Below are 12,501 nucleotides of genomic sequence, written 5' to 3'. Positions count from 1 at the left end.
GATTGCCTCAATGCCCCCCGCCCCGAATCCGCGGATTCACCACGCCATACAGCACATCCACGATCAGGTTCACACCGATGAAGGTCAGCGCCGAGATCAGGATGCCAGCCTGCACGACCGGATAGTCGCGCCGCCCGATGGAGTCGATCAGCCATTTGCCGATGCCCGGCCAGGAGAAGATGGTCTCCGTCAGCACCGCGCCGGCGAGCAGGCTACCGGTCTGCAGGCCGACGACCGTCAGCACCGGGATCAACGCATTGCGCAGGGCATGCACCACCACCACGCGAGTCGGTGACAGGCCTTTGGCGCGCGCCGTGCGCACATAGTCCTCGCGCAGCACCTCAAGCATGCTGGAGCGCGTCATGCGCGCCACCACCGCCAGCGTGCTGGTGCCCAGCACCAGGGCCGGCAGGATGAGGTGCATCAGCGCGGATTTGAAGGCGCCTTCCTCGCTGCTCAGCCACGAGTCGATCAGCATGAAGCCGGTCACACGCTCCGGGTCGAACTCGATGCCGATACGGCCCGACACCGGCGTCCAGCCGAGGTTGACCGAGAAGAACATGATGAGGATCAGCCCCCACCAGAACACCGGCATCGAATAGCCGACGGTGGCGGTGCCCATCACGCCCTGGTCCAGCAGCGAGCCCCGCTTGAGCCCGGCGCTGACGCCCAGCAGCAGGCCGAAGCCGACGGCAAAGATCAAGGCGGCCGTGGCCAGCTCGACGGTGGCCGGGAACAGCGCCGCGAACTCCTTGCTGACCGGTTCGCGGCTGACCAGGCTCTGGCCCAGGTCGCCTCTCATGAGCTTGCCCACGTAGTCCAGATACTGCACCGGCAGCGGCTGGTCCAGCCCCATGCGCTTGACCAGGGCTGCATGCGTCTCGGGGTCCAGGCGGCGCTCGCCCATCATGACCTCGATGGGATCGCCGGGCACCAGGCGGATCAGGCCGAAGGCGACGATCGTGATGCCGATCAGCGTCGGCACCAGCGTGGCCAGTCGTTTGAGCAGGAAGGCGAGCATCACCAGCGCGACGTGTAGGGCCGCGTCTCCGTGTCCGCCGCGCCGGCCACGCGCATCGCGGTGGGCGTGGATGCCACTTCGATCAGCGCGGCCGTCTCGGCATCCAGCGTGCCCGAGATGTCGCGTGGACGGTACTTCATCTGGAAGGTGGCGATGACCTCGCGGGTCAGCACGTCCATCTGGCCGGAACGCGACACGTTGTAGCCGATGCGAGCCAGCCGCTCCTGCAGCCAGGCCACCTCGCGCGGCGCCACCTCGTGTTCCAGCATCTTCACCGTCACCAGCGGCCCGTCCGGCCAGGGGATCAGCCCCGCGTCCGCCAACTGCTTCCAGGGAAACTGCGGGCCCGGGTCCTGCTTGCGGCCCGGAGCGATGTCGGCGTGGCCGATGATGCGCTCGGGCTTGACGTTATGGCGCTTCTGGATGTCGCGGACCAGGGCGATGACCTCGTCCACCTGGGCCTGCGGGAAGGGCGCGTAGATGCGGCCACCGGGGCCGTCCACATGGCCGGCGTTGACGATCTCGATGCCGATGGAGGCCGAGTTCAGGTTGGTGTTGCCGGCCCAGAAGCTCGCGCCCGCATGCCAGGAACGGCGGTTCTCGTCCACCAGCGCATAGCTGGCCACCGGGTTGTCGCGCACCAGATAGTGGGCCGACACCTGGCCGCCGGTCGTCAGCACCTTCAGCGACTTCTCCCAGTCCAGCACGGTGTAGTGCAGCACGATGTAGAGGGCGCGACTGTCCTGGTTCTGCGAGGTGTAGCTGCGGTCAATGTTGGGTGCACGCACGGTGGCGGCAGGGCCCGCGGCCATGGAGGGTGCAGCAGGCGCCGAGGGCGTGGCAGGCGTAGCGGGGGGCGTCGGCACGCCGGCGCAGGCGCTGAGCAGCAGGGCCAGGGTGGCGGCAACGAGGGAGGTGGACTTCATGCGAGGGAAGGCGTGGCCAGACCCGGATTGTTGCAGCGCACCCGACCCGGTGGCCCCGGGGCCAGCCCGCAGGGGCCATGTCGGAGGGCGCTGCAGGTATGAGTGCAGGTGATGGTTGAATGCTTGCCATGAGCTACACGACGCTGCATGCCACGCCCTCGGCCGACACCTACCGCCACCTGCGCGTCGCCTGCGGCCTCAGCCCCAAGTCGGCCGAGGCGGCCGCACGTGGCCTGCCCGGTACGCTGTTCGCGGTGCAGATCCTGCATGAGGGCGAGCCCGTCGGCATGGGCCGTGTCATCGGCGACGGCGGCACGGCCTTCCAGGTCGTCGACATTGCCGTGCTGCCCGAGCACCAGGGCCGGGGCCTGGGCAAGCGCATCATGGGCGAGATCGCCGCCTGGCTGCGCGAGCACGTGCCCGAGACAGGCTATGTCAGCCTCTTGGCCGACGTGCCGGCCGACGCCCTTTATGCCCAGTTCGGCTTTGTGCACACGGCGCCGCGCACGCTGGGCATGGCCTGGAAGCGTGACGCCCCTCGCCCAATCTCGCCCCGCTGAACGCGGGCGAGCCTGGTCAGTCCCCCTCGGGGACGGCGATGCTTGCGGCATCGAGCCTCAAGCACATCGCCCAAGCGGGCCGGCTCGGCGAGGTGGAGTCGGACACAAGCAGTCCCTGCGGACTGCTTGTGCCTACGGAACGCCATGGGCCTCTGGCCCATGGCAGGCCCAGCGCTCGGCCCGCAATACTCCGCTTCGCTCGTGAATGGATGACTGACATGAAACGCCTGATCGTGCTCGCGCTGACGGCCGCCTCGGTCGCGGCCTCTGCCAAGACCCTCACCGTCTGCACCGAAGCCAGCCCCGATGGCTTCGACTACTCGCTTTTCCACGCCAACTCCACGGCCGATGCGTCGTCCGAGGCCCTCTACAACCGCCTCGTCGAGTTCGAGCCCGGCACGACGAAACTGATGCCGGCCCTGGCCGAGCGTTGGGATGTCAGTGCCGACGGCCGGACCTATACCTTCCATCTGCGCGCCGGCGTGGCCTTCCACACCACGCCCTGGTTCAGGCCGACGCGGCCGCTGACGGCCGACGATGTGGTCTACAGCTTCATGCGCCAGATCGACCCCAAACACCGCTGGCATGGCCAGCCGCGCCAGGGCTGGTACTACGCGGCGGCGATGCAATTCGGCCAGTTGGTCAAGAGCGTCACGGCGGTGGACGCACGCACCGTGCGCATCGAGCTGGCGCGGCCCGAAGCGCCTTTCCTGGCCGACCTGGCCATGGGCTTCCTCAGCGTGCTGTCAGCGGAGTACGCGCAAGCGCTGCAGGCCGCCGGCCGCATGGAAGATATGAACTTGCGGCCGGTCGGCACCGGCCCCTTTGTCTTTCGCAGCTATGTGAAGGACGCCGTGGTGCGCTACGACGCCCACCCTGGTTATTTCCGCGGCAAGGTGGCGTTGGACAAGCTGATCTTCTCCATCTCGCCCGACGCCGCGACGCGGCTGCAGCGCCTGAAGGCCGGCGAATGCGACATCGGCCTCTACCCCATGCCGCAGACCTGGGACGAGATCCGCAGTGACGGCAAGCTCCAGCTGCTGACCGGCCCCGGCCTCGTCACGACCTTTGTCGGGCTGAATGTGGAGCACAAGCCACTGGACGACCGCCGCGCGCGCCAGGCCCTGGGGCTGGCGACCGACCGCGCATCGATCGCCCGCGCCGTCTATGGCGGTGCGGCCAGCCCGGCCGGCAATCCCTATCCGCCCTCGCAGTGGAGCTATGACGACAAGGCCGGGCCGGCGCCCCAGGACCTCGCCAAGGCCCGCGAACTGCTTCAACGCGCCGGCCTGGCCAACGGCTTTGCGCTGAAACTGTGGATACGCGCTGGCGCCGGGGCCACCAACCCCAACCCCAAGGCGACCGCCGAGCTGCTGCAGGCCGACTGGGCGCGCATCGGTGTCAAGGTGGAGATCGTCACGCTGGAGTTCGGCGAACTGCTCAAACGCACCCGCGCTGGCGAACATGACGCGACGCTGCTGGCCTGGGCCTCGGACAACGGCGACCCCGACAACTTCCTGACCCCCAACTTCGCCTGCGCGGCCGTGGCTGGCGGCAGCAATGTCGCTCGCTGGTGCCGCAAGGACTTCGACGCGCTGCTGGCCGAAGCGCGCGAGACGGCCGATCAGGGCAAACGCGACGCGCTCTACCGGCGCGCGCAAGCCCTCTACCGCGATGACGCGCCCTGGGTGCCGCTGACCTACCCGACGACAGCCATTGCGACGAGCCAGCGCGTCACCGGCATGAAGGTCAGCCCCTTCGGCCTCAACAATTATTCGGCTGTGGACGTGAAATGAAAATTTCGGACATGAACTGGATGCAGCTCGAGGCCTACCTCAAGGCCGACGACCGGTGCCTGCTGCCCATCGGCTGCACCGAGCAGCATGCCTATCTCAGCCTCGCGGTCGACGCCATCCTGGCCGAGCGTGTCGCCGTGGAAGCGGCCGAGCCGCTGGGCGTGCCGGTATTCCCGGTGCTGCCCTTCGGCATCACGCCGAGCTTCATGAGCTATCCCGGCACCGTCACGTTGAAGGTCGAGACGATGGTGCGCGTCGTCCACGACCTGCTCGACAGCCTCGACCACCAAGGCTTTCGGCGCATCCTCATCGTCAACGGCCACGGGGGCAACCAGCCCGTGGCAGCCGCGGTGGCTGAGTGGATGGCCGCACACCCGCGCACGCGGGTGCGCTTCCACAACTGGTGGAATTCACCGGAGACGCTGGCCTATGTGAAAGGCATCGACCCGCAGTCCGCCCACGCGTCGTGGATGGAGAACCTGCCGTGGACGCGCTTGGCCGGTGTCACTCAGCCCGAGGGACGCAAGCCGCCGGTGGACTACCAGCGCTACGCCGTGCTACCGCCCGATGCGGCGCGCGAGCTGGCGGGCGATGGCAACTTCGGCGGCGCCTATGAGCGACCTGACGCCGAGGTGCTGCAGATGTGGCGCATCGCTGTCGAGGAGACGCGAGCGCTGATCAACGGCCCTTGGGCTTAGCTTACTTTGGTTCAGTCAGAGCAGCTGTCGGCCAGGAGCGGTCAGTTGCCACCAGCTGCTTCAGGTTCATTTGTTCACTGCAGCGAGCGTTGGGACTTTCTATATGGAGACATCCCCAAAAAGGCGGATGCGCACCGTCGCCAATGCGCTCAGAGTGATGCATCTGTAACACGACGAAACGTGGCCTTCGAGCCGCGCAGGGGGACGACATGGCCTCATTTGAAGACTTCGACCTGCGCATCTGGGCCGAAGGCGACCAGTACATGGCGCAGGTGATGCGCTCACCGATCGGCGCGTCGGATCCTGCCGTGTGGAAGTGGCCGTTCGAACAAAGCCATCGCGAGCTGCGACTGGAGCTTGAGAACGCGATCCTGCGGGGCCGTCTGCGCAATTCACGCGGTGCAGTCTCGCCGCACGAGAAAAAGCTACGCGACTTCGGCGGTGACATGTTCAAGTCGGTGTTCACGGACGCCGAGCCCATAGCGCGCCGCTTCAACGGTAGCCTGGAGTTCGTCGACAACCAGCCGGGGCAGTTCGAAGGCCTTCGGGTGAAGCTGATGGTGGAGCCTCCGGAACTTGCGGTACTGCCGTGGGAATACGTCTTTGACGAGACCTCCCGCGACCCGGCCCGCACTTATATCTCGCTGTCCAGCCGTTCGCCGCTGGTGCGCTTCCATGAAGCGACGGCGCGCGCTTTCCAGGCAATCACGGCGCCGCTGAACGTGCTGGGCATGATCGCCGACCCTGGTGGTGAGTGGGAAAAGCTGGACTTCGACAAGGAGAAGCACGGCATCGAGACCGCCATCGACAAGATCGAGAACAGCAAACAAATGGTGAACCTGCGTTGGGTCAACGGCCACACGGTTGACGACCTGCTCGACATGCTGACGCAAGGCGACTGGCATGTGTTCCACTTTATCGGGCACGGCGGCACGGATCCGGTCATTGACGACGATGGCACGCGTCACACCGAGGGCTATTTGGTGTTCGGCGACGGCAAGGGCGGCGCGAAGAAGATCACGCCCACGCAACTGGCGAGGATTCTGCGAACTGCGGGTCATCTGCGCCTGGCGGTGCTCAACTGCTGCGACAGCGGCTGTGGCGCAAGCCCCGGCGAAGCCCTGGTGCGCTCGGGCATCGCCGCCTCGGTGGCGATGCAGTTCCCGGTGTCCAACGAAGCGGCCGTGTCTTTCGCCAGTCGCTTCTACAACGCGCTGGTGACCGGCCAGACGGTGGAGAAGGCGCTCACCATCGGCCGCGTCGCGATGCAGGTGGAGAACCCTGTCGAATGGGGCATTCCCGTGCTGTTCACGCGCATGGGCGCCGATCTGTTCTTCGACGTCAAGCGCCCGCCGCACCCGGTGCCGGTGGAGCCCACGCCTTCGCGGCCCGTCCCGCTGCTGGCGGTGACGCCCCAGCCGGCTCCCCCCAAGGAAGACCACGACGCGCGCCGCCGCAACGCGCAGGCCGCGTTGCGGCGGCTGCTTCCGAACGCCTGAGAGGTGGGACGCCATGGAAGAGTTCTACATATGGAGGCGGGCGATCGGGGGTTCCCTGCTCGTCGTCGTGATCGCGTTGACGGCCTGGTACCGGCCGAGTTGGGTGAGCAGCTACACCACGCGCTGGCGCAGCGATTCGGCCGCGGCGCTGAACGTGCTGGGCTTCCTGTTCTTGTTCCTGCTGCTTGCCGCCGTGCTGCACCGCCTGTTCAGTGCTTTCAAGCCCGCACCGCCCGGGGGCACATCGACCTGGTGCGCCATGGGCCTGACCGTCTGTACCATCCTCGCCCCGCAGCTGTCGCGGCCGATACGCAACCTGTTGCTGCTGCGCATCGCCAATGTGCCCGCCGAGGCGCACCGCCAAGCGCAGAGGCTGGTGGATGCCAACTTCCGCAGTCCACCCGAGCGGGCGGAGCGGGCGCTGGTCATGCTGCTGCGCAGCGGCATTGATCCGCAGTCTGACCCGCTGCCCATCACTCAGCCGGCATACCGACTGCTGATGCGCGCCACGGAGCTGTTCCTGCAGATCCGCGAATGGGAGGAGAACAGCCGGTACGGCGCCTTCCTGCTGGAGGCCCGCAACGAGTTCGACGAGCTGCGCCAGTGCTTCCACCGCCTGACATTGCGTTCGGCGCGGGCGCTGAAGTCCATCGAGCGGGTGGGCGAACTGCGGTTGCAGTTCAGCGAGGCGTCGCCCAGCGCGGCCCAGGACGAGGAAACCGACAAACTGCTGCGCGCGATGGTGCACGACTCGCTGGCCGGCCTCTGCGAAGACGCCAACGCCTTCCTGCTCGATGCCAGCCTGCTGTGCGCGCGCGCGGCCTTCACCGTCCACCGCAGCGCGGGCCGACGCGACGAGGCCTTGCAGTGCATGGGATTCGAGTTGACACCTGAGCCCACGCCCCGGGTCTACGGCGGGCTGCTGCAAGGCGTCCTTGTGCTGTTCTTCGGGCTGGGGGTGTACTTCTGGCTGGCGCCGCGCCTGCCCAGCAACGTGCTGAGCCAACCCCAACTGTTCATCGTCATCTTGACCACCCAGGTCGGCGCGCTGGCCAGCGCCATCATGCCCAAGCTGCACTTCGGATTCGCCAATGCCGGCCTCACGCGGCGCACCCCGGTGACATTCGTCGTTGCGGCGGGGCTGGCCTCCGTTGTCGCGATGCTGCTGATCAACCTTGTCGCCGGCTCGCTGACCAATGGTTGGGAAGGTGTTGTCGCGCGCCTGAAGGAAGCCCGCTTCTTCACGCTGTCCCCATTCACGACGGCGGCCATGCTGGCCTGGCTCATCCAGGACCACCGCTGGCGGCGCCTCTCGCCCCTGCGGCGCAGGCTGTGCGACGCACTGGCCATGGGCTGCGCATGGATGGCCGTCTCGGCCCTGCTGCAGGCGCTGATCTTCACTGGCGTCATCCAGCGGGGCACTCCCGACCTGATCGACGTGCTCTTCAACGTGCTGTTCTCGCTTGGCTTCGGCGCCATCATTGGCGCGGTCGTGCCCCACTTGGCTCGCGGTGAGCAGCCCGTGGTCCCACCCGAAACGATGGCCGCGCCCACATCGGCGCGCCTGCGCCCTGTCCTGCAGGGCTGAACCGAACACCCCACCAGAGAGCTGGCCATGCCGATGTACCTGCACCAATGGCGTTACAAGGACGATCAGGTCAAGCGGATGCTGGCCGAAGAGACCGAGCGCGCCGACGACGTCCGCAATGCCACCGAAGCCTTCGGGGGCACGCTGCACCACTTCTTTTTCTGCCTGGGAGACTACGACGGCATGGCCATCGCCGAGTTCCCGGACAACGACACGGCGCTCGCCTGCCTGATGGCGCAGTACACGCTGGGCCGCGTGCACGGCATCCGCAGCACATCGTTGGTCACGCCTGAGGGCATTGCCCAGGCCAAGAAGATGGCCCGGGAAGTGCTCGGCATCGAGGGGCAGGACTGAAGTGGCGCAGGAAGCCATCGCCCTGCCGGCGCAGCCGCAGGCGCTGCACTTCGCCAACGGCACCACGGTGCATGGGCTGGCCGGCCACGGTGAGTTGCGCCAGCAACGCAGCACGCCGGGGCTGCGCAGCCTGCCGGCGGATATCGACACCAGCCCGGAGTTCGACCGCGCGCTGCGTCTGGCCGGCATCGCCGTGCAGGAGACGCTGCAATTGCAGGCGACGCGCCTGCAGGCCGGCGCCGCCGACGAGATCGAGATCGCGCCCGCGAGAGCACCGGGCGACCTCGCCCCTCGCGTCGTGCTCTATCAGGACGAGTCGGGCGGCCTGAGCTGGCACTTCGCCACGGCGCCACGCCCCGGCCTACGGGCCGCCGCGGCCCCCGGCATCCGCGTGCCGCTGCGCACCGCAGCGGCACGCCAGGCCCTCGGCGCCGGCATGCCCCGGCGCAACCTGCGCGGTCCCATCACCAAGCTGGGCCGCAAGCTGTTCAAAGTGCTGGTGCTGCCGGTCGCCTCGGCTCTGCTGCAGGACCCCGTGCGCTGGTTGGCCGAAAACATCGAGAACCGCGCCCGGCCTGCACGCGTGTGGCGCGTGACGCCCGACAACTACCGCAACTCGTCTGCCGAGCCGTTCGCCGACTGGGACGCATTGCGCGGCGGACCGGTGCTGCTGCTGATCCACGGCATCTTCAGCTCCGTCTCGGGCATGCTCAACGGCCTGCCGCGCGAGGCGATGCAGCGCTGGCACGAGCGCTACCAGGGTCGCGTGATCGCCTACGACCACCCGACGGTGAGCGTCTCACCGCAGGACAACGCCGCGCATTTCCTGCGCATGCTGTTTGATGCCAAGCCGGTTGCGCCGTTGGAGCTCCACATCGTGTGCCATAGCCGCGGCGGCATCGTCGCGCGCTCGCTGACCGAGCGCGCGGGTGCTCTCATCGACCACGACGTCTGCCACATCAGCGGCGTGTACTTCGCCGGCACACCCAACGCGGGCTCGCCGCTGGGCGACGCCGATCACATGATCGATATGCTGGACCTGTTCACCAACTGCCTGACCAGCCTGCCCGACGGCACGGTGGCGTACTCCATCGAGGTGCTGCTGGGACTGGTGGCGCTGGCCGGGCACTCGGCTGCCAAGGGTCTCCCAGGCATCGCGAGTCTGGGCACGCGCCAGTCCTACATCGTCGATACACTCAACCGCGCCACCGACAAGGCCCCGGCGTTCTACGCCGCCGCCGCGGCTGACTACGAGCCCCAGCTTGGGCGCGACAACGGCTGGTTGATCGACCGGTTGGGCAACGGGGTGATGGACCGCGTGTTCGAACGCAACGGCCGGCCGGTGGCCAACGACCTGGTGGTGCCCCAGCAGGGCGTGTTCGCCGCCAACGGGCACCCTTCGTTTCCGATTCCCGACCCCCTGGTGTACGGCGCCGCTGACGGCGTGTGGCACACGGCCTTCTTCTCCCAGCCGCGCACGCTGGACCACATCGACGACTTCTTCGACCGGTTGCGGCTGCTCCCGTGCCAATCCGCGCCGGTCGCGATGGGAGATTCCGTTCAGCCACGCAGAGGCGGCCTGCGCGGGCCACGCGCGCCCGGCCAGGAGAGGCTGGAGACTCCAGCCTCTGCCCCGTCCTCCGATTCCAACCACGTGGAGCGTGATCCCGAGATCAGCTTCCCGCAAAGCGTCGAGGCTGGCAGGACCGTAGCTCTGTACGTCGCACTCAATCCGCCAGCCCGCCAGGCGTCCTCCGGCCGCCTCAGCCTTAGCTTCGAGCCCGGCAGCGCCGAGGTCGAGCTGACGGCGGAAGTGAGCGCACCCGGATTTCGCATCGACGGCGAGCGCTGCCGTCGCCTGATCGTCAAACGCGAGCGGGACCCGAATACGGAGTTCACCACCTTTGCCCTGACGGCACTGGACGCCGGCGCCGCGCCGGTAGAGCGCCAGGTGGACGTGTCGTTCTGGCGCGGCAATGAGTGCGTCGGCGGCGTGCGCCAGTCCACGCGGGTGGTGCCGCGCGGCCATGCGAGCGGCGGGGCCACGCCGCCGACGCGCTCCAACCCCTTGCGGCTGTTGGCGTCGCGTCGGCGCGAACAGGCCGACCTTGTGCTGTGCGTGCGCCAGCCCGAGGCCGGCCGCAGCCGCTTCGATCTCGAAGTGCGCTCCGTGGTGGAAGGCGACGAGTACGAGTCGCGCCCCTTTGGCAGCTTCGACCTCGACGGACGCGAGCTGTCGCAATACCTGTCGGATGCGGTGGACAGGCGCTTCGCGGACTTCCCCGGCGAAGCGCTCGACGACGCCGCCTTCGAGCGCGAGCTGGCCGCGTGGAACCGGCGCTTCATAACCACGCTGGGCGACCTCGGCGACCAGCTCTGGCTGCATCTGCCTCAGGCCTTCCGCACCGAGTACATGCGCCTGGCGGCGCTGCCGGTACCGCCGCGCTCGCTGTTCGTGTTCTCCGACGAGCTGTCCTTCCCGTGGGAGATCGTGCGGCCCAGCGGCCGCGTCGACGGCCAGTGGACGCGGCTTCCGCCGTTGGGCACGGCCCACGTAATGGGCCGCTGGCGCCCTGGCATCGGCGCGCGGCCGCAGCCGCAGGCGCTGCTCGTGCGGCACGCGGCGTTGGTTATTCCCGATGCACAAGCCGCCGGCCTGCCCTGGGCGCTGGCCGAACTTGAGGAACTGCGCGGGCTGCTGCCGCAGGCCGCGTCCTGGCAGCCAGCCACGCGTGCCAACCTCGACCGCCTGCTGAGCCAGGACGACGTGCAACTGGTGCACTTCTCTGGCCACGGTGATACGGGGCCCAATGCTGACCTGAGTTCGCTGCAGATCGAGGGAGGCGAGTCGATTCCCGCGATGGCCTTCGCCGCCACCGGGCTAGGCGACCGCGCGCAGCCGGTGCTGTACCTCAACGCCTGCAGCGTGGGCCGGGCCGGTCGCGTGTTGGCGAGGGCGGGCGGCTTCGCGGGTAACTGCATCGAAGCTGGCTGGAGCGGTGTAATCGCGCCGTACTGGCCAGTGTTCGATGCCGACGCAGCAGCCTTCAGCGTCGCCTTCTACGCCAGGCTACTGACGGGCTGCACGATTGGAGAGGCGTTGCAGGAACTGCGCGCCGAGCGGCCCGACGATCCAACGGCACAGTCGTACGCCTACTTCGGTGACCCCTTCGCCCGGCTGATGTTCGCCGGAGGCTAGCCTTCTGGGTGGACGTTGGGGCTTATGCCCACATTCCACGGCAAGCCAATCGCAGATGATCAACCAAGAAGCATGCGGACGACTCTCCGGGGCGTCCAACACAGGCTCCTTGATGTCGGCTCACGGTCGACAACTACCTGGCTGAACCGCATCGAGCCTAAGCCACAGGCGGCAACTCCGGCGCGCTCAGCCCCTCAAACGGATCGGCCCAGGCCGGCAGCGTCATCAGCCGCGCATGCCATGCCGCCACGGCCGGGTAGTCGCTCAGCGGGAGTTGGGCCACATCGTTGTAGGGCAGGAAGACGCCCATGCGGAAGTCGGCGTAGGACAGGCCACTGGCCAGCAGCCAGTCCTGCTTGCTCAGGTGAGCGTTGAGGATGGATGCGGTCGCGTGGAAGCGCTCGGTGCCGCGCGCCACCAGGTCTTCGTCCAGCGCGCCCAGCTTGTAGCGCTGCTTGGTGCCGCGCTCGAAGTGCACCATGTCGCAGGCATGCATGAAGTTGTCGCGGCTCCAGCTGATCCAGCGGATCATGTCCGGCAGCTCCGCGCCGGTGCGCCAGAACTCCGAGCCCACCATCTGCGACAGGCGGCAGGCGATGGCATCCGCCTCGAACAGTGAGCTGCCGTCGGCCTCGACAAGGATGGGCAGGCGCAGCGAGGGATTGAAATGGCGGTAGTTGTCTGCCTGGCCGGGGGCCAACGGCGCGGCGAACTCGTAGGTGACCGGCGCGGCCAAATACTTCGCCGCCGCGACGGCCAGGCGTGGGTTGGGGTTGCGGGAGAAGTAGAGGATGGGCGTCATGCGGCAGGCTGGAGGGTTGGCAGCGTTGTCATCTTCGCGCCCGAGCCCTGTCAGATCC

At 67.9% G+C, this 12,501-nt stretch carries 10 protein-coding genes; 7 read left to right on the top strand and 3 right to left on the bottom strand.

The genetic code is table 11. The features are described from left to right. Positions 1-7: 7 nt before the first annotated feature. Positions 8-1,021, bottom strand: a complete 1,014-nt coding sequence (locus ASC95_RS16250) for an ABC transporter permease (RefSeq protein WP_057298748.1) — start codon at positions 1,019-1,021, stop codon at positions 8-10. Beyond that, positions 1,021-1,947, bottom strand: a complete 927-nt coding sequence (locus ASC95_RS16245) for an N-acetylmuramoyl-L-alanine amidase (protein ID WP_200960157.1) — start codon at positions 1,945-1,947, stop codon at positions 1,021-1,023. The genes ASC95_RS16250 and ASC95_RS16245 overlap by 1 nt, the downstream gene beginning before the upstream one ends. 128 nt (positions 1,948-2,075) lie before the next feature. Between ASC95_RS16245 and ASC95_RS16240 the strand changes: the two genes are divergently transcribed. The 7 genes from ASC95_RS16240 (at position 2,076) to ASC95_RS16210 (ending at position 11,641) form a co-directional block, all read left to right on the top strand. Further along, positions 2,076-2,507, top strand: coding sequence for a GNAT family N-acetyltransferase (locus tag ASC95_RS16240; protein WP_200960156.1), 432 nt, complete (start codon positions 2,076-2,078; stop codon positions 2,505-2,507). A 218-nt stretch (positions 2,508-2,725) separates the two neighbouring features. Beyond that, entirely contained in the window at positions 2,726-4,303 is a 1,578-nt protein-coding gene (locus ASC95_RS16235) for an ABC transporter substrate-binding protein (RefSeq protein ID WP_200960155.1), read from the top strand. Further along, positions 4,300-5,001 (top strand): creatininase family protein, encoded by a 702-nt coding sequence (locus ASC95_RS16230; RefSeq protein WP_057298745.1) that lies wholly within the window; start codon positions 4,300-4,302, stop codon positions 4,999-5,001. Before ASC95_RS16235 ends, ASC95_RS16230 begins: the two co-directional genes overlap by 4 nt. 263 nt (positions 5,002-5,264) lie before the next feature. Continuing rightward, a complete protein-coding gene (locus ASC95_RS16225) occupies positions 5,265-6,500 on the top strand; it encodes a CHAT domain-containing protein (protein WP_162250789.1) in 1,236 nt (411 codons plus the stop codon). 13 nt (positions 6,501-6,513) lie between these two features. Continuing rightward, the gene (locus ASC95_RS16220) at positions 6,514-8,088 is read left to right on the top strand and encodes a hypothetical protein (RefSeq protein ID WP_057298743.1); all 1,575 of its coding nucleotides are present in this window, start codon (positions 6,514-6,516) and stop codon (positions 8,086-8,088) included. Between the two features lie 27 nt (positions 8,089-8,115). Next, positions 8,116-8,442, top strand: a complete 327-nt coding sequence (locus tag ASC95_RS16215; protein WP_082532823.1) for a GYD domain-containing protein — start codon at positions 8,116-8,118, stop codon at positions 8,440-8,442. A 1-nt stretch (position 8,443) separates the two neighbouring features. Next, positions 8,444-11,641: a CHAT domain-containing protein gene (locus ASC95_RS16210; RefSeq protein WP_056200417.1), complete on the top strand. Its 3,198-nt coding sequence runs from the start codon at positions 8,444-8,446 to the stop codon at positions 11,639-11,641. A 157-nt stretch (positions 11,642-11,798) separates the two neighbouring features. Here ASC95_RS16210 and ASC95_RS16205 read toward each other — a convergent pair whose 3' ends face one another. Next, complete coding sequence (locus ASC95_RS16205; protein WP_057298742.1) at positions 11,799-12,443, bottom strand: glutathione S-transferase family protein; 645 nt, start codon at positions 12,441-12,443, stop codon at positions 11,799-11,801. Positions 12,444-12,501: the final 58 nt, after the last annotated feature.

The sequence above is a fragment of the Pelomonas sp. Root1217 genome, assembly GCF_001425705.1.
Taxonomy (GTDB): domain Bacteria; phylum Pseudomonadota; class Gammaproteobacteria; order Burkholderiales; family Burkholderiaceae_C; genus Pelomonas.
This window is presented reverse-complemented; position numbering and strand designations above follow the sequence as displayed.